Here is a 21,640-nt window from a genome sequence, read left to right as displayed (position 1 = left end):
ATTTTAATAATAATCTGCGGGAGGGGCATCATGCTATTTTTAAATGCAAAATTTATAGACCTTGATCTTGGAGAAAGTGCGGTAATTGTCAACGAAGAGGACTTAAAAGGAACTTCGTACTACCCGCAGGATAGGGTACTGATAGAGTCACACGCAGGTTCTGTCATTGGAAACATTTATTCCACAAAAACCATGGTTCAAAAAGGCGAAGTTGGAATGCTTGTAAGTGAACTTTCGGAAATTTCAATTTCAGAAGGTGAAGAAGTAAAATTAAGACACGCAGAAAAACCCGAATCAATTCCATTTATAAAAAAGAAAATGGATGGTCAAGTTTTAAATCCTCATGAAATAAGAACGATAATTGATGAAATCGTATCTAAAAAACTCTCAAACATTGAATTATCTGCATTTGTTTCATCTACTTACATTAATGGCATGAATATGGATGAAATAAGCGAAATGACCAAGAGAATTGCAGAAACTGGGGATATGATTTCTTGGGAAAAGAGCCTTGTTGTAGATATCCACAGCATTGGTGGAGTTCCTGGAAACAAATATGCTCTACTTTCAATTCCGATACTCGCAGCAGCAGGAATTACAGTTCCAAAAACATCATCAAGGGCGATAACATCCCCTGCAGGAACTGCAGACGTAATGGAAGTGCTTACAAATGTTGAATTAAAGGAAGAAGAGATAAAAAGGATAGTTAAAACTACAAATGGATGTCTTGCATGGGGTGGAGGCGTAAATTTGGCCCCAGCAGATGATATTATCATAAATGTGGAAAGGCCTGTTTCAATAGATCCACAACCTCAACTTCTTGCAAGTGTTATGGCAAAAAAGATTGCAACTGGAATTAAATATACTGTAATTGATATTCCTGTTGGAAAAGGCGTAAAAATTAAAAATGAAGCCGAAGGGGCAAAATTAGCAAGGAAATTTATTGAACTTGGAGAAATGCTCAATATTAAAGTAGAGTGTGTATTAACTTATGGTGGACAGCCTCTTGGTAGGGCAATCGGTCCTGCACTTGAAGCAAAAGAGGCAATTGAATCACTTCAGGATCCAAAAAATGCTCCAAAAAGTTTAATTGAAAAATCCTTATCTCTTGCAGGAATTCTTCTTGAACTTGGCGGTGCTGCACAGATTGGGGAGGGTCAGAATTTGGCATGGGAAATTTTAGAATCTGGAAAAGCGCTTGAAAAATTCAATCAAATTATAGTTGAACAAGGCGGAACTCCAAAAAAACCTGAAGAAATAGAACTTGGAGAATATGTTGAAGAGATTCTTGCTCCAATTGATGGATATATTACAGATATAAGTAACACTGCAATTACAAACGTGGTTAAGGAAGCTGGAGCTCCAAGGGACAAAAAAGCAGGAATTTTATTGAATTCAAAGATTGGAAACAAAGTTACTCAGGGGGATGTGCTGTATACAATCTATTCAGGTTCCGAAGAAAGGCTCATTTCAGCAGTAAATCTTGCAAGAAGAGTTTATCCTGTAAAGGTAGAAGGAATGCTTATTGAAAGAATAAGCAAATTCTAAACCTAATTTTTTAATATCGGTAGAATTAAATAGAATTATCCATAGTTATTTTTGATTACAGTTTATTAATTTAGTCTTATTTACGGTGACTTAATGAATGGGATGCTTTTAATTAGGGAATTTATTTACAGATACTATATTTACCCGATAGATACCAAACAGGGTTATAATTTAATTCAAGAAATTACTTACGGAATTTTACTCTTTGTAATGGTTTATACTTTTTACCAAGTATGTTTAAAACTTAAAATAGCAATCGACCGCAGATTTGCAGAAGTTACCGTATTTTATGTGATTTTGATAACGTTAATGAGAGCGCTGGTTGATGCAGGACTATTTCCAAGGCTTTATTATACTGTTACGCCCGGAATAGTTGTTACAATTGGTCTTTATTACATGCTTTCAATAATAATTTCAGGAATTCTTTTAAAAAAGAAGTATTATCTACTTTCAATAGCAATGGCAGTTGTACCAATTTTGTACATGCTTTTCGAGTTTTCGAGTAGAATAACTCATCCAGAAGCGCTTGTTTACGTTTCTGGAATTTTGATTACAAGCTATTATGCGCTTGTATATATTGTTGAAAAGCTAAGAAAAGTAAAAATTGAGAGAATAGACAAATATGCGATATTTTCACAGCTTGTAGATGCATCTGCAACATCTGTTGGAATTGGTGTGTTCGGGTATTGGGAACAGCACCCTGTACCAAGACTTTTCATGGATTATCTTGGCCCATACAGTATAATACCATTAAAAATGCTTGTAGTACTCTTGGTTTTAGATATATTTAACAAAGAAGTTAAAGATGATAATTTAAGGAATATTTTAAAAATAACAGTAATGGCTCTCGGACTTGCGCCGGGTCTTAGAAACTTGTTCAGGACAGTTATGGGAGTTTAATATTTAGGTGAAAATAATGAGTGAACCAGAATACACTGAAGAGATCAGGATTGAAGTTACGGAAGAAAAGATGATCGAGTACATGGATAACGAAGTAGATGAAGGAGACTACATTGAAGTTTACTTTGGAAGATGCCATGTTGAAGGAACCATCGATTCAAAAGAGGGGACTCATTATCGAGTAGATACGGATAATAAAACATTTGGACTCATGGAGTTCGACATAGAAAATATTTCAAGGGATGTTTTGGAAGTAGCACACATTCCAGAAGACAGTGACAAAAAAATCATACTGGCAGTTCTTTAGGTGGTAAGATGTTCATGGGTGCAGTAACCAAAGATGGAAAAGACATTGCAGATCGATCTAGAGAAATTGTGAAAACAAAAATAAGTGAAGTTCTGGGAAAAAATGTTGTATTATATTCTGATGAAGAAATGGGAATAATTGAAAGGGTAGTTCATGCAACTGCAGACCCCGAATATTCAAAACTCGTTAAATTTGATAATAATCCAATCGAAAGTGGACTTACTGCATTAGGTGATAAAAAACCAATAATTGCAGATATTTCAATGGTAAAAGCAGGAATACGATATAATGACATATTGTGTACAATTTCTGAAAAAGAAGTTTATGAACTCGCAAAAAAAGAGCAGATTACTAGAGCAGTAGCCTCAATTCGAGCTTCAAAAGGATTAATAGATGGAGGAATTGTGGTTATTGGAAATGCACCTACTGCACTTCTTGAAGTTATAAGATTGAATAAGGAAGAAGGAATAACCCCAAAATTAGTTGTCGGAGCCCCGGTTGGTTTTGTAAAAGCAGCAGAATCAAAAGAATTATTAAGAACTACAAATATTCCATCAATTTCCACTACTGGTCCAAAAGGAGGAACTCCTGTTGCAGTTTCAGTTATTAACGGAATTATCGCATTGAGCAAAAACGAAAGAATTTAAAATTTACTTTTTTATTTGAGTTTTATTTTTAAATATTCTATTATTCCATTATTTTGTCGTAAATTGAATCAAGATCAACGTTTACTGGATCTTTTAAAACGTAAACAGGATATCCTTCATTTTCGTATCGTGGAATAATGTGGAAATGAACGTGCGGAACTTCCTGGCCTGAAACCTGTTTGTTGTTATTTAAAAGGTTGTATCCGTCCATTTCTAGTTTTTCGAGTTTTTTTACAATTTTGTGAATAACTGCCATCATTTCGCATGCGAGTTCTTGTGGTAATTCATCAAACGTTTCAAAGTGCTCTTTTGGAATTATCAGTGTGTGGCCAACTGCTCTTGGAAATGCATCCATAAATGCCATAAACTTGTCGTCTTCGTAAATTATTCTTGCAGGAATATCTCCTTTAACAATATCGCAAAAAATACACATGATTAAAATCACCTTAATTTTATTTCGAATAACCGATATGGTTTAAATGGTATATAAAAATGATATTTTTAAAATGCCTAAAAATTTATCAATCTAACTATTCAAAAAATTTTAAAAACAGTTGTTACTAATTTTTAAGGACTGATATATCGTAATAATTTATATATTGAGTTACACATAATTATTTTGTGAAATTACGGGATTTGAAATCTTTGAGTAGTTATTGAATGATTTATTTGAGAATGTTATAAGAAACTTTGAATGATTATTTAATATTAATAATATTCATGCGACAATTAAGGATTTTAAAGAAAAAGAGGCTAATACTCAAAATTAGCTAGTTTTTCTGTTATTTTAAAAATAATAATTAATTTACATGTTACGATGGATACCGTAAGATTTAATAATCTTTTGTAGTTATGCATATATGGTGAATTTAATGGACATGTTATTGAAGATAATTTACTCGGCATCTATTACGTTGATACTCGCAGCACTAATTCATAAAAAGAAGTATCTCGATAAATTAGGGATAGTTGGATCTTCGATAATGGCATTTACGATATTATTTTTAGCAGATTTAAAGTGGTTATTGCTTCTTATCACGTTTTTAGTCCTTGGAAGCCTCGTAAGTAAAATGGGTTATGGTTTTAAAAAGACAATAAAAATGGCGGAATCAAGAAGGTCGTTAAAAAACGTGCTTGCAAATGGTTTAATGGCAGTGTTATTTGTTTTAGCTTATTCTATAGGCATAATTACTGAAGAAATGGCTCTTGTTGGATATATTGGGGCTATTGCAGCTGCAAATTCTGATACTTTTTCATCAGAACTTGGAATGCTTTCAAGGGAAACTCCAAGACTTATAACAAATTTTAAAACTGCAAAAACAGGAACCGATGGTGCAATAACAGTTTGTGGAACTTTTGCAGGGTTACTCGGATCTTTTTTGATAGGAATACTCGCATACGCTCTTTTTAACGATACTGCAATATTTTGGACTGCAACAATTTCGGGAATGATTGGAAACTTTGCAGATAGTTTACTCGGGGCTGTTTTCGAGAGAAAAGGATTAATGAACAATGAACACGTTAATTTTATGGCAACGCTCAGCGGTGGAGCTTTTGCAGTTTTATTTTACCAGCTTATACTTTAAATTTAAAATTATTTTTTTCGCATTTGTTGTTCTGTTTTTCGGGTGAAGTGTTAAATCAAAATCTATTTTTAAATTTTTAATTTTAAAATTTTTAGCAATAACTGATATTTAGTCAGAATGCATAAGAATTATAAGAGAAAATCGAAATAGGAAGTTAACCAAAAAGTTTGTGATAATGTGAAAACTGTAGTTATACTAGTTAATCCTAAATACGGGGGAAATTTAGGGGCCATTGCAAGAAACATGATGAATTTTGATGTCGAAGAATTAAGGATAGTTGGAAATTCTGAAATTTTAGATGAAGAGGCATATATTCGGGCAGTTCATGCTAAAAATATACTTAACAATACTAAATTTTATTCAACGCTCGAAGATGCAATTTTTGATATTGATTTTACAGTTGCAACAACAGGGGCGGTTTGTGGAGATAGAAATGTAAATCGGGTTCCAATTACTCCAAGGGAACTTGCAAAAAAACACGTAGAACTTAATGGTAGTTTGGGAATCGTTTTTGGACGGGAAGACGATGGATTAAAAAACGAAGACGTTGAACTCTGCGATATCTTGGTTTCAGTTCCAACATCAAACAAATATCCGATAATGAATCTTTCTCACGCTGTTTCAGTGTTGCTTTATGAAATATACTTTGAATCACTTTCAGAAGACAGTCCTTACGATTTAAATATGAAAAACGCATCAATTGACGAAAAAAATGCTCTTCTTAGATTTTTTAACGAATTTGTAGACCGTTCAAAAGATGTACCCGAATATAGAAAAGACATTTGCAAGACGATTTTTAAAAGAATTGTCGGTAGGGCGTTTATTTCCGGAAAAGAAGCAAATTCGTTGATAGGTGTTTTTAAAGATAAATATCCGAAATAATATGGAAAGTTTTTTAAATATTGCAAATGATAATAAATAGTATCTATAGTATGGCGGAAAAGGTGAGGGGAATGAGTATATCTGGTGCACAGGGAAAGTCTTTGGTTTTGGCTTACGAAAACAACGAAATTATTTTTAAATTGGTTGATGAGGAAGAAAATCTGTTAGATAATGTTTCAATGGATTTAGAAACATCTGCACTGTTTGTAACACTTTTAAATCAGGGAGTGGTTTCTGCTGAAGAAATAAACCGTAAATTCAAAAAAGAAGGTATAAAACTTCAAAAAATTCAAGATGTTGGAACCTGTTTTGCAAATGAAAGCAGAGTATCAATTGCGATACTTCCAGCAGACGAAAAAAGAACCGCTTCGATATTGATTGGGATTCACAAAGAAGAAGAGCATTCTTCAATAATAATTAAACCAAAAAGAGCAGCATATCTCAGCATTTCAATAACAAAAATGTTGATAAATACTATGGAATGATTCGGGTTTAGTTAAATTTAAAAAATGATAAAATAGCAATAATAACTTAAATTTCAGAGTCTAACTTTTTTTGAATACTATCTTCTGCAATATCTTTGATATCGAGTGCGATAGGGCATAATTTTTCGTAATCAAGTGCGTAATTTTTACCCGCTGATGTTAAAAGGTGCGGATTTATAAATAAACATTTTCTGTTGATTTTTAGTGCGATAAATGGAATCCCATCAAAAGTTTCTGAAAATTCAAGGAGTTTTTCCACATCTTCGTTTGGAATGTAATATTTATCTTTTGATGTGGATTTGCACTCAATTACAATTGGTTTTTTTCCCTTTTTTCCTGCAACTAAATCTACACCATGGCTTCCAGCACTCCTAATAACTGCAAATCCCTGATTTTCAAGTTTTTTCTTTAGTTCTCGCTCAAAAGTTGATCCTTTTTGATATTTATACGCCATAATTTCCCAAACTAATTAATTTTCCTTTAAAACTTCATTTGCAATTTTTTCAAACGCATCTACTTTGAGTTTTTTAGGTTGTAATCTTACGAATTTTTCTTCAAGTTTGTCTTCACTAATTTCATCGTTTTCTACTGCATCAAGGGCCCTCGAAATCCTATCAAGTATTTTCTGTTCTGCTTCAAGCTGGTGGAATCCTTCCCTTGGACCGCCTTTTCTAAATGCCCTACATCTTCTCTGATCCCATATCGGAAATCCCCTGTCTTTACAAAAAATCTTATTTTTTTCAAGATCCCTAACGAGCTTAACTACCTCATCGACAACGCTATCTTCGCCTTCGATATATGCACCAAAACAAGTTTCTTTTACATTTATATCATATTCAAGTGAATTTAAATACCTAAAAAGCCTTGATGGCGATGTTTTAGAATCTTCTGCAAGAACTATGACTTTAGATTTCATGATTAACACCATACTTCTTAAATCTGAAATTATTGGATAAATTTTGAATACCATATTTCATAATTTTTTTCTACATAATATCTTATGTTTTCAGGGTTTAAACCATTTGAGTAGCAGTATGTCGCAATTCCACCTGCACCAACACCTTCTTTAACTGAACCGCTGCAGTAAGCTTTTAAACCCTCAATTTTTGAGTTTTCATATCCAAATTTGGATGCAAATAGCGGAACGTCTCCAATTTGTTCCATGATATCTTTTAAATCTGCATTTTTATCATTTAATACAAATTCGGTGGTACTTATTCCTAAAAGTCCACTTTTCAGTGTTTCAGGACTAATTTCTTTAATGGCTGCTAAAACAGATGCCATCTGGGTTCCTCCTGCAAGCAAAACAGGTTTACCTTTTGAAACAGCAGAAATTGTCATACCTGCTACAACAGGCATCATTTTGTCCCCAACTGCATTTAAAACATCAAAAACATCTTTTGATTTACAGGTTTCAAGTCCACTTTCGACAACACTTAATTTCAAGTCTTTCGGGTTTTCGACTGAACCTGAGCTTATTTTATCTCGTGCATCGTATCCCAAACCTAAAAGAACACCAAGTGCAGTTGTAGTTCCACCAGGAACGCTTTCACCAATTACTAAACTATCGTAAATACTGTTATTTCCAATTATTTTTCCCATATTAACTAATTCTTTCGAATTATCCATTCCAAGACCTTTTCGTATGTCTCCGGTTGGCCTTTGGTCTACTGAAATGTATGGAATTTTTGGTTTTACATAGCTTCCTGCATCTATAGTCATTACAGGAATTTTTAAAAGATCAACTGCTGCTCTTGCAATTGTTGCGGGGCTTGGGCATCCTGTTGCATCTATTGGTGGGTGATTTAAGGATAAACTTTCCCCAATCGTTACAAGCTCCATATCTGCTGCAGGGGTGTAATCTATGACCCGTTTATTGACTCCCGAAATTCCAACGTATTTTGTAGTTTCAATTGAAGATATAACGCATGAAAATAATCCTTTGGTTCCTTTAAGTTTATCTAAAAATCCGTTTTCGTTAATTGAAATAATTGGCATGATTTCTCCTTTTAATTTTCTGAATATATCTAGCATCTCATACTTTACTTTGTTTTCTATTTTTCTTTTTGTGTTAGTTTATTATGGGAGTTTTTAGAAAATAATAGCACGGTGATTTTATGGAATATAATTTATTATTAAAAATAAAAGACGAATCGATAGAAAAAGAAGTATTACGCGAAATTCCTAAGTTTTTAGACGAAAAGTATCCCAAAAAAGTTATTGTAGAACCTTATCGATGCATAAATCTAACTGCAGATATTTTGATAAAATATAACTCTGGAATCGTTCTCATAAAACGAAAAAACGACCCTTACAAGGATTATTGGGCAATTCCTGGCGGTTTTATAGAATATGGTGAAAGAGTCGAAGAAGCGGCAAAAAGAGAAGCTAAGGAAGAAACAGGTCTTGAAATTGATAATTTAAAGCTTATTGGAGTTTACAGTGATCCAAACAGGGATTCTAGGGGGCATACTGTAACTGTTGCATTTTTGGCAGATGGAAATGGAATTTTAAAAAGTGGTGATGATGCAAAAGATGCTGAAGTATTTAGTTTAGATGAATTAATGAAAATGGAACTTGCATTCGATCATAAAAAATTAGTAAATGATTCTATTCATTATTTAACCGATTAAATCAAAATTATTCAGTTCTAATGAGTATCTAAATCTACAAATGTATATCTGGACGAAACATTTATATACTAGAATACCCTTCCTATACTATGCTCTTGAAACACTAAATGGAGACGGGGGCCCGTGGCCTAGTCTGGATACGGCACCGGCCTTCTAAGCCGGGGATCGGGGGTTCGAATCCCTCCGGGTCCGCCATTATTACTATTCAAGAAATATAAACAAGCTCCAGTGGTGTAGTCCGGCCAATCATCCGGCCCTTTCGAGGCCGGGACTCGGGTTCAAATCCCGGCTGGAGCACTTTTTTTAATATTGGTTAAATTAATTGGTATATTTGAATTAATAAATAATAAATATCTACTTTTCGTCAAAAAATGTATATTTTTTCGATAATTTCCTTAAAAACATATAAATATCTAATTTAATATAACCAAATGAGAATCTAATCAAAACAAGAGGAAACTAGTTTCTGTCTTTTTTATATAGTATGTTATTAGGCGAGGGATAACCATGGTGAAAATAACCGATACCACCTTCAGAGACGCTCATCAGTCTTTAATGGCAACAAGGTTAAGAACGGAAGATATGCTACCCATTGCAGAGAAAATGGACGAAGTAGGATTTTATTCAATGGAAGTATGGGGCGGTGCTACTTTTGATTCATGTATTAGGTATTTAAACGAGGATCCATGGGAAAGATTAAGGGAAATAAAGAAAAAAATTCAAAACACGCCCTTACAGATGCTTTTACGTGGCCAAAACTTGGTCGGATACAGGCATTACCCTGATGACGTTGTTGATAAGTTTATCCAAAAATCTGTGGAAAATGGTATTGATATCGTAAGAATATTCGATGCTTTAAATGACGTTAGAAACGTTGAATTTTCAATAAAATCAGTTAAAAAATACGGTGCTGAGGTTCAGGGTGCTATTTCTTACACCACAAGCCCAGTTCACACAACAGAACAATTTATAGATCTTGCAAAACAGTTTGAAGATTTGGGTTGCGATTCATTATGCATCAAAGATATGGCAGGACTTTTAAGGCCATTTGATGCTAAAGAACTCATAGGTAGATTAAAAGAAGAAATATCAATTCCAATAGATTTACACAGCCACTGTACTGCAGGAATTGCTCCTTTGACATACATGACAGCTGTAGAGGCAGGAATTGATGTGTTAAACTGTGCAATGTCACCTCTTTCAATGGGAACATCCCAGCCTCCTGTAGAAAGCATTGTGGCTGCCTTAAAAGGTACAAAATACGATACAAATTTAGATCTTGTATTGTTAATGGAAATTAGGAACTATATTGACGAAATTAGAAATAAATACAAATATTTGATAAATTCAATTTCGGAAAGAGTCGATGCTAGAATTTTAAGATACCAAGTTCCAGGAGGAATGCTTTCAAACCTCGTATCTCAATTAAAGGAACAAGGCGCACTCGATAAATTCGAAGAAGTTTTAGATGAAATTCCAAATGTGAGAAAAGATCTTGGATACCCTCCATTAGTAACACCTACTTCCCAGATTGTTGGAACACAGGCAGTAATGAACGTTTTAACTGATGAAAGGTACAAAATTATCACAAACGAAGTATCTAACTACTTAAAAGGATATTACGGAAAATCACCTGCACCAATCAGTAAGGATCTCGTTAAAAGGGCGCTTCAGGATGGTGAAAAGCAAATTACATGCAGACCTGCAGATTTACTTGAACCAGAATATGAATTAAGAGAAAAAGAAGCTTTTGAAAAAGGAATCGTTTCAAAAGAAGAAGATATTTTAACTTACGCTTTATATCCTCAAGTTGCAGTTAAATTTTTGAGAGGCGAGGCAAAAGCAGAAGCAATACCTCAGGAAAAGGACGTTTCAAAATTCATGGAGATTCCAAACGAGTACATTATTGAAGTTGACGGAGATTCTTTCAACGTAAAAGTGGAACCAGTATACAGTTCGGGAATTAAAAAAGAAGCGAAAAAAGAAATAATAACTGCAGAAACAGAAGGTGCAGTAACTTCGCCATTTAGGGGAATTGTTACAAAAGTAAAAGTTAAACAGGGCGCAGAAATTAAACAGGGCGACCAGATATTAGTTTTAGAAGCTATGAAAATGGAAAACCCTGTGGAATGTCCTGTAAGTGGAACTGTTGAAAAAATAATCGTTAAAGAAGGTCAATCTGTAAACGTGGGCGACATATTGATGATTATAAAATAAATTAAGCATTTAATTAATAATACAGCAATTCCAGAAGGTAATATTATGTTTAAAAAAGTATTGATAGCCAATAGGGGAGAAATTGCAGTCAGGGTAATTCGAGCATGTAAGGAACTCGGAATAAAGACTGTTGCAGTTTTTTCTGAAGCTGACGAGCACTCACTTTATAGGAATATTGCAGATGAATGTTACCCGATAGGGGAGCCCCCTGCATCAAAAAGCTACCTTAATATGGAAAGAATTTTAAAAGTGGCTGAAAAAGCAGGCGTTGATGCAGTTCACCCAGGATATGGTTTTTTATCCGAAAACGTAAAATTTGCAGAAGAATGTAATAAAAGAGGTATTGAATTTATCGGCCCACCAACAAACGCAATCGATGTTATGGGCAGTAAAATCAATGCTAAGAAAGCAATGAAAATAGCAGGAGTTCCAGTACTTCCTGGAAGAGAAGAACCTATCGAAAGTGAAGACGAAGCAATCGAAGTTGCAGATGAAATTGGCTACCCGGTAATTATCAAGGCATCTGCAGGCGGTGGCGGTATCGGAATGAACGTGGTTTACAATAAAGAAGAACTTGTTGATACGATACAATCTACAAAATCCATTGCACAGAGTGCTTTTGGGGATTCAACGGTATTTATTGAAAAATACCTTGAAAAACCAAGACACATTGAAATACAGATTGTCGCGGATAAATTTGGAAACGTAATTCACCTTGGGGATAGAGAATGTTCTATTCAAAGAAGGCACCAGAAATTAATTGAAGAATCCCCTTCTCCAATAATGACTGAAGAGTTAAGGGAAAGGATGGGAAATGCTGCTGTAAAAGCTGCTAAAGCCATAAATTACCACAGCGTAGGTACAGTTGAATTTTTATACAGTAATGGCGAATTTTATTTCCTCGAGATGAATACTAGAGTTCAGGTAGAACACCCGATAACTGAGGTAGTTACTGGTGTTGATATCGTAAAAGAACAGATAAAAATTGCAGCAGGGGAAAAATTAGCATACACTCAGGATGAAATTACATTCAGGGGCCATGCAATAGAATGCAGAATAAATGCAGAAGATGCAATAAATGATTTTGTTCCATCTCCTGGAAAAATAAAATATTACCGATCCCCCGGGGGCCCCGGTGTAAGGCTTGATAGTGGCGTATTTGGAGGAGCTGAAATTCCACCTTACTACGATTCAATGGTTGCAAAAATAATTACATATGGTCTTACAAGGAAAGAAGCAATCGAAAGAATGAAAAGAGCGCTTTCTGAATATGTGGTTCTTGGAATAATTACAAATATACCTTTCCACAGGGCAGTTATCGAAGAAGATAATTTTATCAAAGGAAACCTTTCAACACACTACGTTGAAGATAATTTATGCTCATTTAGAAAACCAATGGTAAATTATGCTGTGGAAGCAAAAGATAGAGAAAAAATCTTTAGCGATAAAGTATTCCACGGTAATAAAAAGGTTATTGCAATTGCAGGCGGATTAAATGCCTATGTAACGAGCCTTTCGAATAAAAAATGAGTGTAACTGGGATAAAAAATACGTGGAAGAGAGCAATATAATCGAAATGATTAAATCATCCATGTAAACTTATGAATAATAGAAAAATATAAATACTAAATAATTTATCTTTTTATAGTGATTAAGTGAGTTCGTGGTCTAGTTGGCTATGATACCGCCCTGACACGGCGGTGATCGGGAGTTCGAATCTCCCCGGACTCACCATTTTTATTTTGGAAAATAATATTTATAAATTTAAATACATACATATACACAAACTCTATTTAAACATTGAAAAACCTTTTTTTAATATCAAACTTAAAATAGTGAAAACATGGGTTTTTCAGAAATTTATGGGGTTTCATTCCTCTCAATAATTTTGTTAATTTCAATAACGGTAATTTATGGAACCGTTGATTCAAATTTAAATAATATTTTAAGTGCAAATGACGATCATGCTTATTACTTGCTACAAAAATCAAAGGAAAACTTTACGATTCAGTACGAGGGAATCGATTCTGGAATTGTAAACCTTACAGTAATTAATAATGGAAACATTTTTGAAGATTCTTCGAAATGGACTGTTATTTTCGAAGGGGATGTGATAAATAACCCTGTTATTGAAACAACGTATATGGAACCCCTTTCAAGAACGCAAGTTTATATTGAAACGATTTATAATTCAAGTACAATCGATGATAAAAGAGTGGTCGTTTCAGGGGAATTTGGAACGACATTTACAAAAATAATTGACGTTAGTTAATTATTTTTTTGATACAAGCTCAGCATCTTTTACATTGTAACTTCCACTAACTCCATCCCATATGATTTCATAATCTAAAACTTCTATTTTTTTTTCAAAGAATGGGGCATCAAATACAAAAGTTTCTGCTTCCCCGCCTTCAAAAGCTTTGTTAATTTGATATTTTTCCATTATTTTTAACAATTCTTCAATGTTTGTTTCATCAATTCTTTTACCAAGCCATTTTTTATCAAGCCCGTAAGCTGCAACACTAACCATTCTAAAATCAAAGAATTTTGAAGTATCTCTTAAAATTAATTCCTGATCTTTATGCCAAAGCGGTGCAAACGATTTTATTCCAATTTCTTCACAAATATGGTCAATTCTTGCTCTTTGATATTCACTTGCAAGGGCGCCACTTACAATTCCATCAATATCTAATTTTTCAAGGTTTTTTTGAAGATCGAGGATTTCTTTTTCTTTTTCTCCTTTAGTAATTACTTTTACCATTTCAATTCCAGTACTTTCTGAAACGAGGTCTGTTAATTCAACATTTGGAATGTGAAACATATAGCTTTCTTTATTTTTCGAAGCCACATTTACCAGATACCTAACATCCCAGCCCTGATTTAGTGCCCAAAACAGTGCATAGGCAGAATCTTTTCCACCAGAATAAAGCGATGCAATTTTCATAAATTTCACTTAAAATTTTTTAAAATAAAAAAGTAAAAAATAGTTTAAATAATTATTCGAGAGTAAAATCATAGACTAACCAGTTTCCATTACTATCTCTTCCATTTTTAAAGAATAGTCTTGGATCTTCCATACTTTCAGGAACATCTTCGAAGAACCAGTATCCCTCTACGGTATCAAGTGAAGGTATCTCAGAAATTTCATCGAGAGAACCTCCTGAAACATGTCTGTATTTATTTTCGGATTGGTCATACACGATAATTTCCGAAGGCGCGAAATCTTTTGGCTGCCCATAGTTATTTTCAATTTTAATGTCTACACGGAATATCTTTTCAGATTCTTCACCATAGATCGTGTAAAAACCGCTTCTTAAAACAGTTATTTCCACATCATCAAGTTCGTAAGTATCCCCGCTTTCAACGGCATTTTCCAAATATTCTTTTTCAGCAATATTTGCAATTTCTTCTTCACTATAGTACGGGATTTGAATAGATTTTGCAATTTTAGTTATTACTTTACCTTCTTTCGAAGTAAATACTACTTCAGCATATCCTGATTCAGTCATTCCTTTTTCAAGGTCATCTAAAGAAACTACAAGCGTGTATTTGCTGTTAGATCCTGCTTTTGAAGGATCAACAACATATTCTTTTTCAAAGAGTTTGTTATCAAAGTCGTCATATATTGTTAATTTTGCAGTACCGGTTGCAGTTACCAATTTATTTTCGGCATCATTAAAAATTAATGTGAATTTCAATGAGTCATCCGTTTGTGCAGCATAAAATGTACCAATATACTCTGCACCTCCTGAAACAACATCTTCACTATTTGAATCAACTTCATCAAGTGTTTGATCACCACTATCGGTTTCTGCACATCCGCATAGTAACAGAATAGATATCAGGCAAAAAACACCAATAACTAGCTTTTTAGTCATAAACTATCCCCTTTTAAAATTTACAATTAAGATATTGAATTTAAATTATTTTAAAGTTTTGAATTATTATTAAGTGGACTTCAAAAAAATAAAAAGATTTTTTGAATATTAAAAAAAGTAAATATTTATATGAATTAAATCATTTCAACAAATGCTTCAAGTCTTGTTTTTAAATGTTCCTTATCACTTTCAGAGTAATCTGTTTCTACCCTAATGACGGGAATGCCTGCCTTTTTGAGTTCTTTTTCAATTAAAGCACCTTCAACATTGAATGTGTGACAATATTGTAGTGTGTAATATACAACACCATCAGCGTTTTGTTCTTTTACAAGTTCTTTGAGTCTTTCAATTCTTTCTTCGTTATTGAATTTGCATGCACAAGGGATTTTAAAGTACCTGTCAGAGAGAGCTTCAATGGTGTAGCCTTCAACGTAATTTTCAAACTGCCTTGTTCCAGTACAGCTTTCTTCCCCAACAACTACTGCACCTGAATCTTCAATAATTTCGGGGATTTTTGTGTTACCTGCAACCATCGGGCAACCTGCAATTAAAATTCTTTTTCCAGAATATCCTTCTCCTTTTTTAACTCTTTCTTCGAGTTCTTCAACGAGTTCTTTAAGAAGCGATTCCATCGTATTTATATCTAAAAGATATGAAAGTTGGAATAGTTTTAGGGAATCTTTTCCGTTTATCGGGGATGGATTATTTGCTCTTAATTCGTAAATTCTGTAAAAGAGCTTTCGTATATTGTTTACCTTATCGATAGCTTCTTTTAATTTTTCTTCAGTTATTTCATTTCCAGTTTCTTCTTCAATTAATTTTTTTAAGTCATTTACTTCTTCAAGCCACATTTTTGCAGATCTATCGTCATTAAAGTGTGGTAACTGCATTACATGGAGTTTTACCATTTCGCTCATATGTTCAAACATTTTTTTCTTTCCATCACACGTAGTTTCTCCAAGAACGACGTCAGAAGCTTCAAAGTATGGACAGGATTTTTCTTTCTTAAATCCAAACGATGATTTTATTAATGGGCAGATATTTCTCGGTAAAATTTCTTCTGCAGAAGGTATTGTAGCTTCTTTTCCACCACAAAGCCCTACGGGAATTGCGTTAGCTGCTAAAATTAATTCTGTCGGAACAAATGTACAAAACAGTCCAAATACTTTTTTTCCTTCATCTTTTTGAGCGTACAATTCATTTTTTCTATTTGCAAAGGCTTCGTTAATTTTTTTTATGCCTTGTAGTTCTTCCATCATTTCACCATTTTTAATTGAGGGTTAGTTATTAGATTTACTAATATTATATTATTTATTTTCGATTTACTTTATCTATAAGGTTTTATTTATAAAATATAAACGTATGTATTAAGTTTATTAATGATAAAAATAAAATTAGAAAAATTAAAAATAAATAATTTATTTTTCCAAGAGTTTGAAATTAAAAATGAAAGAAATAATCTAATAATCCTTAAAAAAAGAGTTAAAAATTTAAAATTTAATAAAATCTTTTATTTTTGGAGTTTATGAATTGTATAATATTCCAATCCAAGGTAGGACTGCAACAAGTAAAAATTCTTTTGGAGATAAACTACAATTAATAATTCCATTTTTAATAATCCCAAAATTGGTTGCTGAATAAACCAATTCTAAATCAGGATCAATAAATAATATCCTGTAAATCGCAGTTATTACCAGAATAGATCCAAAAATAAATGAAATGGATTTTCCAACTCTAAGTTTGGATGCAAAAATCCATAGAACAAGCTGACTTATGACTAATATCAGAAAAAATTCCCCACTCATATAATATCCCCCTTACGTAAGTGTACAATATTAATTTTTTCAAAATCGTCTATATATAGTTAATTTAAATCAAAAAAAGAGAATGGAATTTAATGTTTTTTGGATGTTGGAAATACTGGAAATACTGTTTTTTTATAGATTTCATTTAAAACTTCTGCAAATCCTGTATAAATTGCAGAGGATCCACAGATTATTCCTATTATTCCAGCAACACGAGTTACGGTTAAATTTCCAGTAATGTCTCCTACTGCAAGTAATAAGAATAATAGTGTAAGGGTTCCGAATACAAATTGAAGGGCCCTATTGGTTTTAAATGTTCCAAAAAACATTCCTAATGTGAATAAGCCCCATAAACCTAAATAAAATGCCATTTCGATAGGTTCTGGAGGATTTACAAGCCCTAATTTCGGTAAGGCCAAAATTCCGACAAGACTGAGCCAGAATAACCCGTAAGAAGTAAATGCTAATGTTCCAAATGTATTTCCTTTTTTCCATTCCATTATTCCTACAATTACCTGAGATAGTCCCCCATAAAATATACCCATTGCAAGAATCATTGAGCCAATATCAAATAAGCCGATATTGTGTAAGTTTAACAGCACGGTAGTCATTCCAAAACCCATGAGTCCAAGCGGGGCAGGATTTGCACTTGTATCTGTTATTATTGTGTATTTTTCTTGCATGGTTTTACCTCGATTTATCATGATTAATCATTATAAATTCTAGTATATATGCATGTGGTATCTTAAAAATTCTAAAATTGCATTTAAAAACGATATTATAAAAAAAGTTTTTAAAGATAAATGATAATTTCCTCAAGCCATCAGGCAAGCTCCAACAGCGCAGACGATTTGAGGTTCTTCGGGGATCAATAATGTTTTTCCAAGGTGTCTTTCAAGTACTCCAATCAAAATTTTATTTTTAGCAACCCCTCCGCTAAATACAATTTTTTCAAGTTTCATTCGTTTAACCATTGGAACGATTCTATTTGAAATACTGTCGTAAATTCCCATTATGATTTCTTCTTTTGGAATTTTTTTAGAAAGGAGGGAAATTATTTCGCTTTCCGCGAAAACCGCACACATCGAAGATATTTTTGCACAGCTTTCTGAAGAATATTCATTTAATTCTTTATCTAAATTTAAAATATCAATACACTTTTCCAAAAATTTTCCAGTTCCCGCAGCGCATTTGTCAGAAAGGATAAAATCGATAACCTGTCCTTCTTTTATTTTTAAAACTTTGCTGTCCTGCCCCCCAATATCGACTAATCCATCAGCATCTTTAAAAAAGTAGTTGGCACCTTTTCCAAGGGCAATTACTTCTGGAACCACTTTGTCAGCAAAAGAAATTTTATGTCTTCCATAACCTGTTGCAACAGTTTTTTTGATTTCTCGTCCATTTTTAAATTCTTCAACCATTTTTAAAACATCGCTTTCTTCAACTACAACTCCCAAATCTTTTATATTATAGTCTATTATTTTGTTATCTTTCATTAATACGAATTTGGTTGTGGTTGAACCTATGTCTATACTTAAAATCATTTTTACACCAAATATTTAGAATCTAATCTAAAATTAATTTCTTCCAACACCAAAATAGGTATAGCCCAAACTTTTTAATTTTTTAGAATCCAATACATTTTTACCGTCAAAAATTACCGGTTCCTTAACTAATTCTTTTATTTTCATCCAGTTTTCAATATTGAAATCATACTCGGTAGCAATTACAATTCCGTCTGTCTCAAATACTGCATCTTCTAAATGGTCAAGGATATGTAAGCTATAACCAATACTTTTAGAATCGGAAAGTATATATTTATTTAATGTATTTTCCCTAGCTTTTTCAATGTAGTCAAAACCTTTGACAATCGCACCATTTTTTAAAAGAATATTTATCAATTCAATGGCTTTACTTTCTCTTAAATCGTCAGTATTTGGTTTAAATGCTAATCCAAGTACTGCAAAAGTTTTTCCAGAAACATTTCCATAATATTTTTTGATTTTATTTTCAAAAAACCAGGTAGTTTGAGCTTGATTTACATTTTCAGTTGAAGTTATTATTTTTGATTCAATTTCAAAACTTTCGAACTGTTTTGCAAGCGCTTTTACATCTTTTGGAAAGCATGAACCGCCATATCCAATTCCGGCATTTAAAAATTTTGCGCCGATTCTTTCATCCATTCCCATAGCTTCACTAATTGTTTTGATATCTGCACCCACTTTATCAGATAATTTTGAAATTTCATTAATAAATGATATTTTGGCAGCTAAAAATGCGTTTGAAGCGTATTTTATTAATTCTGAAGTTTCCCATGAAGAAATTACAAACGGTACATTGTTTTTTTCAAAATGGCCATAAACTTTTTTTAATAAATTAATAGACCTGTTATTTTCAGGATTTTCAAAACCTAAAACAATTCTTTCGGGTTCAAAAAAATCCTTGAAGGCAATGCCCTCTCTTAAGAATTCTGGGTTGGAAACAACTTCAACAGGATAATCTTTTAAAATCTCTTGTATTTTTCTACAGGTTCCAACGGGAACTGTTGATTTAATCACCACAGTTTTTGGTTTATTATCGATATATTTTTTTATCGACTCAACTGCAGAATATAAAAATTTTAGATCCGCATTTCCAAAATCATCTTGGGGGGTCCCAACACATAAAAAAATAACGTCTGAATTAGAAATGGGCTCGTAAGAAGAAGTAAATTTTAAATTTTCATTAATGAATTTTTTTAGTTCTTCTTCTAGATTATCCTCGTAGAGTGTACTAATACCACTATTTAATTTTTTTACTTTTCTTTCATCGATATCAATTCCGGTAACTTCAAAACCCAATTTCGAAAGTCCAACTGACTGAATTAAACCAACGTAGCCTGTGCCTATAACTGATATTTTCATTGTATCTCCTGATTTTCATTTAAAAACGAATATATTGAATATAATACTGCCCCTAGTCCAGTTAAAACCAATATTTTGTAAACAAGATTTTGATTTACTATATCCGTATATTTTATAGCAATTAACAAAGAAATAATTATCGGAATTAATATTATTACTATTTTTTTATTCAAATAATTATTAAATCTTTTAATTAACAACAATGCAATTCCAAATATATATATTTCATAATAAAAAAGTCCCGAAATTAAACAAATTATTACAAAAATATCTAATTTACCGGATTTATATTTTGTTTCAATTAGTAAATCAAATAAAACGAGCAAATGCGGAATTATTATCAAGAATATGATTAAAAATATTGAAAAATCCAATGGATTGAAAAAATATCCAAATATAAACAAGTATGCCGAGAAAAAATATAAAAAACTGTTTTTAAATCTATTATCTAATAAATAAAATGTTATTAATAAAGCTGGAAAAAAGGTTTCAAAATATATTCCTCCAACAATTGCTGCAATCAGTGACGTTATTGTAGTTTTTTTCATTTAAATTCACCAATTATCTGATCTGCTAGGTCGTTTGGACTAACATCTACGGTAGGACATATTTTATTTAATTTTAATATATTTTTTTCCCTCTGTACGTACTTTTGATAAATCTTAGGAATTTCTTCTTCAGTTATTTTATCAAGCCCAAATAAAAATGGATTTGGAGAAACTACGTATAATTTTGAATTTTTTTTATTAAGTTTATTATTTAGAATTATAAGTTCCTTATATCTTGAAATATCCGTTATGATAATTGCAGTACTCTTTGAATTTATAAGATTTACGAGCGACAAACATTTTTCCGGAGAATTTTTTAAAAAAGGTTTTAATAATTCAAAAAACGCAGATTTTTCAAAAAATCTCCCATTTAAATTGGATGTAGGGGGGGTTCCTTTTTTAGGGATTAATTTATCTTTAATACATTTTTTCAATGATTCTTTAGTTTTAATGTTATTTTTAATATCAACAAGCCCCGAATCATCAAAAAACAAAATGTTTACTGAGTTATGATTTTTTATGATGTAAAAGATAATTTGAAATGTTAAAATACTGACATAATCAGTCTTTAATGCACCCCCACTAAAATCCTTTAAAAAATTGCTACTGACATCGACTAGAACATTAATTTCTCCTTCAATTTCTTTTAAAAATTCTTTTGAAATTAAGCGCCCTGATTTTAATGAAGATTTCCAATCGATATGTTTAAATTGGTCGCCTATATTATAATCTCGCAGATGATCAAATTCAGATGTTCTCTGCCCGGTTTTACTTGCTGAAAGTGCTTCTTTACCGAGTTTTGTATTTCTATTTGTTCTGATTCCTTTAACAATACTTTCATTTGATGGATAAACGTTGATATTTAGTGAATTTCCAACATCAAAAGTTTTTTCGAAAATTTCAAATACGTCAGAAACTATTAGTGATATATTTTCGATTAAAAAGCTTCCTTTTGAGTTAGCTTTTAAAAATATGGAAATTTTTCCAGTATCATTGGGTGAAATGATATTGCTATTAAATTTCCACGAAAAATTATCATTATTTGGTTTAATTTTAAAAGTTAATGGATATCTGGAATTATTTTTAATTTTTAATATTATTTCAAAAGTTTCGTTTTCGACAAATTCTAAACTGGAGGTTTGCATCTCAATTTCAAAATCTGGATTAAAAGAAAGCTTTAAAATCAAAAGATATGATAAAATGGCAACCCCAAACAATGTCGGAAGTATGTTTACAAATAAATATCCTTCCAAAAAAAGTAAAATTGAAACATATGCTAAAAAATCCTGTTTTTCCATTAA

At 32.3% G+C, this 21,640-nt stretch carries 24 protein-coding genes and 3 tRNA genes; 14 read left to right on the top strand and 13 right to left on the bottom strand.

Annotated features, from left to right (window positions below; genetic code table 11):
* Positions 1 to 30: 30 nt before the first annotated feature.
* From HNP90_RS05995 to HNP90_RS05980, 4 genes are all read left to right on the top strand, one after another.
* On the top strand, positions 31 to 1,548 hold the full coding sequence (locus HNP90_RS05995) for an AMP phosphorylase (RefSeq protein ID WP_012067859.1): 1,518 nt from the start codon (positions 31 to 33) through the stop codon (positions 1,546 to 1,548).
* Between the two features lie 93 nt (positions 1,549 to 1,641).
* A complete protein-coding gene (locus HNP90_RS05990) occupies positions 1,642 to 2,448 on the top strand; it encodes a DUF63 family protein (protein WP_012067860.1) in 807 nt (268 codons plus the stop codon).
* 16 nt (positions 2,449 to 2,464) lie between these two features.
* Entirely contained in the window at positions 2,465 to 2,755 is a 291-nt protein-coding gene (locus tag HNP90_RS05985; RefSeq protein ID WP_012067861.1) for a DUF2097 domain-containing protein, read from the top strand.
* A 14-nt stretch (positions 2,756 to 2,769) separates the two neighbouring features.
* Positions 2,770 to 3,402: a cobalt-precorrin-8 methylmutase gene (locus tag HNP90_RS05980; RefSeq protein ID WP_048060507.1), complete on the top strand. Its 633-nt coding sequence runs from the start codon at positions 2,770 to 2,772 to the stop codon at positions 3,400 to 3,402.
* 40 nt (positions 3,403 to 3,442) lie between these two features.
* Here HNP90_RS05980 and HNP90_RS05975 read toward each other — a convergent pair whose 3' ends face one another.
* Entirely contained in the window at positions 3,443 to 3,835 is a 393-nt protein-coding gene (locus tag HNP90_RS05975; protein ID WP_012067863.1) for an HIT family protein, read from the bottom strand.
* 439 nt (positions 3,836 to 4,274) lie between these two features.
* Here HNP90_RS05975 and HNP90_RS05970 point away from each other — a divergent pair, with 439 nt between their 5' ends.
* The 3 genes from HNP90_RS05970 (at position 4,275) to HNP90_RS05960 (ending at position 6,355) form a co-directional block, all read left to right on the top strand.
* The gene (locus tag HNP90_RS05970) at positions 4,275 to 4,988 is read left to right on the top strand and encodes a TIGR00297 family protein (protein WP_012067864.1); all 714 of its coding nucleotides are present in this window, start codon (positions 4,275 to 4,277) and stop codon (positions 4,986 to 4,988) included.
* Between the two features lie 177 nt (positions 4,989 to 5,165).
* The gene (locus HNP90_RS05965) at positions 5,166 to 5,870 is read left to right on the top strand and encodes a TrmJ/YjtD family RNA methyltransferase (RefSeq protein ID WP_012067865.1); all 705 of its coding nucleotides are present in this window, start codon (positions 5,166 to 5,168) and stop codon (positions 5,868 to 5,870) included.
* A gap of 71 nt (positions 5,871 to 5,941) precedes the next feature.
* Positions 5,942 to 6,355, top strand: a complete 414-nt coding sequence (locus HNP90_RS05960; RefSeq protein ID WP_012067866.1) for a hypothetical protein — start codon at positions 5,942 to 5,944, stop codon at positions 6,353 to 6,355.
* 46 nt (positions 6,356 to 6,401) lie between these two features.
* On the opposite strand, the gene hjc is transcribed toward HNP90_RS05960, so the two are convergent.
* The 3 genes from hjc to cobT are packed head-to-tail and all read right to left on the bottom strand — an operon-like array spanning position 6,402 to position 8,353.
* Positions 6,402 to 6,809 (bottom strand): Holliday junction resolvase Hjc, encoded by a 408-nt coding sequence (gene hjc, locus HNP90_RS05955; RefSeq protein ID WP_012067867.1) that lies wholly within the window; start codon positions 6,807 to 6,809, stop codon positions 6,402 to 6,404.
* A 15-nt stretch (positions 6,810 to 6,824) separates the two neighbouring features.
* Positions 6,825 to 7,271 carry a methanogenesis marker 6 protein gene (locus HNP90_RS05950; protein ID WP_012067868.1) on the bottom strand — a complete coding sequence of 149 codons (447 nt, stop codon included), beginning with the start codon at positions 7,269 to 7,271 and terminating at the stop codon, positions 6,825 to 6,827.
* 29 nt (positions 7,272 to 7,300) lie between these two features.
* The gene (cobT, locus tag HNP90_RS05945; RefSeq protein WP_048060453.1) at positions 7,301 to 8,353 is read right to left on the bottom strand and encodes a nicotinate mononucleotide-dependent phosphoribosyltransferase CobT; all 1,053 of its coding nucleotides are present in this window, start codon (positions 8,351 to 8,353) and stop codon (positions 7,301 to 7,303) included.
* A 119-nt stretch (positions 8,354 to 8,472) separates the two neighbouring features.
* Between cobT and HNP90_RS05940 the strand changes: the two genes are divergently transcribed.
* From HNP90_RS05940 to HNP90_RS05910, 7 genes are all read left to right on the top strand, one after another.
* A complete protein-coding gene (locus HNP90_RS05940) occupies positions 8,473 to 8,988 on the top strand; it encodes an NUDIX domain-containing protein (protein ID WP_012067870.1) in 516 nt (171 codons plus the stop codon).
* A 117-nt stretch (positions 8,989 to 9,105) separates the two neighbouring features.
* Positions 9,106 to 9,183 (top strand) — tRNA-Arg (locus HNP90_RS05935).
* A gap of 27 nt (positions 9,184 to 9,210) precedes the next feature.
* Positions 9,211 to 9,285 (top strand) — tRNA-Glu (locus HNP90_RS05930).
* Positions 9,286 to 9,495: 210 nt separating this feature from the next.
* Positions 9,496 to 11,205 carry a sodium-extruding oxaloacetate decarboxylase subunit alpha gene (oadA, locus tag HNP90_RS05925; protein WP_012067871.1) on the top strand — a complete coding sequence of 570 codons (1,710 nt, stop codon included), beginning with the start codon at positions 9,496 to 9,498 and terminating at the stop codon, positions 11,203 to 11,205.
* 45 nt (positions 11,206 to 11,250) lie between these two features.
* Complete coding sequence (locus HNP90_RS05920; protein ID WP_012067872.1) at positions 11,251 to 12,735, top strand: acetyl-CoA carboxylase biotin carboxylase subunit; 1,485 nt, start codon at positions 11,251 to 11,253, stop codon at positions 12,733 to 12,735.
* 127 nt (positions 12,736 to 12,862) lie between these two features.
* Positions 12,863 to 12,939 (top strand) — tRNA-Val (locus HNP90_RS05915).
* Positions 12,940 to 13,048: 109 nt separating this feature from the next.
* Positions 13,049 to 13,477, top strand: a complete 429-nt coding sequence (locus HNP90_RS05910) for a flagellar protein FlaF (protein WP_012067873.1) — start codon at positions 13,049 to 13,051, stop codon at positions 13,475 to 13,477.
* Here the strand turns inward: HNP90_RS05910 and HNP90_RS05905 are convergent, their stop codons facing one another.
* From HNP90_RS05905 to HNP90_RS05865, 9 genes are all read right to left on the bottom strand, one after another.
* Positions 13,478 to 14,149 carry a diphthine--ammonia ligase gene (locus tag HNP90_RS05905; RefSeq protein ID WP_012067874.1) on the bottom strand — a complete coding sequence of 224 codons (672 nt, stop codon included), beginning with the start codon at positions 14,147 to 14,149 and terminating at the stop codon, positions 13,478 to 13,480. It abuts the gene before it with no gap.
* A gap of 52 nt (positions 14,150 to 14,201) precedes the next feature.
* On the bottom strand, positions 14,202 to 15,083 hold the full coding sequence (locus HNP90_RS05900; protein ID WP_012067875.1) for a hypothetical protein: 882 nt from the start codon (positions 15,081 to 15,083) through the stop codon (positions 14,202 to 14,204).
* Between the two features lie 134 nt (positions 15,084 to 15,217).
* Positions 15,218 to 16,339 (bottom strand): double-cubane-cluster-containing anaerobic reductase, encoded by a 1,122-nt coding sequence (locus tag HNP90_RS05895; RefSeq protein WP_012067876.1) that lies wholly within the window; start codon positions 16,337 to 16,339, stop codon positions 15,218 to 15,220.
* A 267-nt stretch (positions 16,340 to 16,606) separates the two neighbouring features.
* The gene (locus HNP90_RS05890) at positions 16,607 to 16,888 is read right to left on the bottom strand and encodes a hypothetical protein (RefSeq protein ID WP_012067877.1); all 282 of its coding nucleotides are present in this window, start codon (positions 16,886 to 16,888) and stop codon (positions 16,607 to 16,609) included.
* 89 nt (positions 16,889 to 16,977) lie between these two features.
* A complete protein-coding gene (locus HNP90_RS05885) occupies positions 16,978 to 17,571 on the bottom strand; it encodes an acetate uptake transporter (RefSeq protein ID WP_012067878.1) in 594 nt (197 codons plus the stop codon).
* Between the two features lie 132 nt (positions 17,572 to 17,703).
* Positions 17,704 to 18,432, bottom strand: coding sequence for an acyl-CoA dehydratase activase (locus HNP90_RS05880; RefSeq protein WP_012067879.1), 729 nt, complete (start codon positions 18,430 to 18,432; stop codon positions 17,704 to 17,706).
* A 33-nt stretch (positions 18,433 to 18,465) separates the two neighbouring features.
* Positions 18,466 to 19,791 carry a UDP-glucose dehydrogenase family protein gene (locus HNP90_RS05875; protein ID WP_012067880.1) on the bottom strand — a complete coding sequence of 442 codons (1,326 nt, stop codon included), beginning with the start codon at positions 19,789 to 19,791 and terminating at the stop codon, positions 18,466 to 18,468.
* Positions 19,788 to 20,339: a hypothetical protein gene (locus HNP90_RS05870; protein ID WP_012067881.1), complete on the bottom strand. Its 552-nt coding sequence runs from the start codon at positions 20,337 to 20,339 to the stop codon at positions 19,788 to 19,790. Before HNP90_RS05870 ends, HNP90_RS05875 begins: the two co-directional genes overlap by 4 nt.
* Positions 20,336 to 21,637, bottom strand: coding sequence for a DUF58 domain-containing protein (locus tag HNP90_RS05865; protein WP_012067882.1), 1,302 nt, complete (start codon positions 21,635 to 21,637; stop codon positions 20,336 to 20,338). The genes HNP90_RS05870 and HNP90_RS05865 overlap by 4 nt, the downstream gene beginning before the upstream one ends.
* Between the last annotated feature and the right edge of the window lie 3 nt (positions 21,638 to 21,640).

This window comes from Methanococcus maripaludis (genome assembly GCF_013760955.1).
Taxonomy (GTDB): domain Archaea; phylum AGJL01; class Methanococci; order Methanococcales; family Methanococcaceae; genus Methanococcus; species Methanococcus maripaludis_A.
The sequence above is the reverse complement of the archived record's forward strand: the minus strand, read 5'-3'. Positions and strand labels throughout refer to the sequence as shown.

Coding starts and splice junctions, on each gene's coding strand:
- HNP90_RS05995 (WP_012067859.1), top strand. CDS start 31: ATGCTATTTTTAAATGCAAAATTTATAGACCTTGATCTTGGAGAAAGT.
- HNP90_RS05990 (WP_012067860.1), top strand. CDS start 1,642: ATGAATGGGATGCTTTTAATTAGGGAATTTATTTACAGATACTATATT.
- HNP90_RS05985 (WP_012067861.1), top strand. CDS start 2,465: ATGAGTGAACCAGAATACACTGAAGAGATCAGGATTGAAGTTACGGAA.
- HNP90_RS05980 (WP_048060507.1), top strand. CDS start 2,770: ATGGGTGCAGTAACCAAAGATGGAAAAGACATTGCAGATCGATCTAGA.
- HNP90_RS05975 (WP_012067863.1), bottom strand. CDS start 3,835: ATGTGTATTTTTTGCGATATTGTTAAAGGAGATATTCCTGCAAGAATA.
- HNP90_RS05970 (WP_012067864.1), top strand. CDS start 4,275: ATGGACATGTTATTGAAGATAATTTACTCGGCATCTATTACGTTGATA.
- HNP90_RS05960 (WP_012067866.1), top strand. CDS start 5,942: ATGAGTATATCTGGTGCACAGGGAAAGTCTTTGGTTTTGGCTTACGAA.
- hjc (WP_012067867.1), bottom strand. CDS start 6,809: ATGGCGTATAAATATCAAAAAGGATCAACTTTTGAGCGAGAACTAAAG.
- HNP90_RS05950 (WP_012067868.1), bottom strand. CDS start 7,271: ATGAAATCTAAAGTCATAGTTCTTGCAGAAGATTCTAAAACATCGCCA.
- cobT (WP_048060453.1), bottom strand. CDS start 8,353: ATGCCAATTATTTCAATTAACGAAAACGGATTTTTAGATAAACTTAAA.
- HNP90_RS05940 (WP_012067870.1), top strand. CDS start 8,473: ATGGAATATAATTTATTATTAAAAATAAAAGACGAATCGATAGAAAAA.
- oadA (WP_012067871.1), top strand. CDS start 9,496: ATGGTGAAAATAACCGATACCACCTTCAGAGACGCTCATCAGTCTTTA.
- HNP90_RS05920 (WP_012067872.1), top strand. CDS start 11,251: ATGTTTAAAAAAGTATTGATAGCCAATAGGGGAGAAATTGCAGTCAGG.
- HNP90_RS05910 (WP_012067873.1), top strand. CDS start 13,049: ATGGGTTTTTCAGAAATTTATGGGGTTTCATTCCTCTCAATAATTTTG.
- HNP90_RS05905 (WP_012067874.1), bottom strand. CDS start 14,149: ATGAAAATTGCATCGCTTTATTCTGGTGGAAAAGATTCTGCCTATGCA.
- HNP90_RS05900 (WP_012067875.1), bottom strand. CDS start 15,083: ATGACTAAAAAGCTAGTTATTGGTGTTTTTTGCCTGATATCTATTCTG.
- HNP90_RS05895 (WP_012067876.1), bottom strand. CDS start 16,339: ATGGAAGAACTACAAGGCATAAAAAAAATTAACGAAGCCTTTGCAAAT.
- HNP90_RS05890 (WP_012067877.1), bottom strand. CDS start 16,888: ATGAGTGGGGAATTTTTTCTGATATTAGTCATAAGTCAGCTTGTTCTA.
- HNP90_RS05885 (WP_012067878.1), bottom strand. CDS start 17,571: ATGCAAGAAAAATACACAATAATAACAGATACAAGTGCAAATCCTGCC.
- HNP90_RS05880 (WP_012067879.1), bottom strand. CDS start 18,432: ATGATTTTAAGTATAGACATAGGTTCAACCACAACCAAATTCGTATTA.
- HNP90_RS05875 (WP_012067880.1), bottom strand. CDS start 19,791: ATGAAAATATCAGTTATAGGCACAGGCTACGTTGGTTTAATTCAGTCA.
- HNP90_RS05870 (WP_012067881.1), bottom strand. CDS start 20,339: ATGAAAAAAACTACAATAACGTCACTGATTGCAGCAATTGTTGGAGGA.
- HNP90_RS05865 (WP_012067882.1), bottom strand. CDS start 21,637: ATGGAAAAACAGGATTTTTTAGCATATGTTTCAATTTTACTTTTTTTG.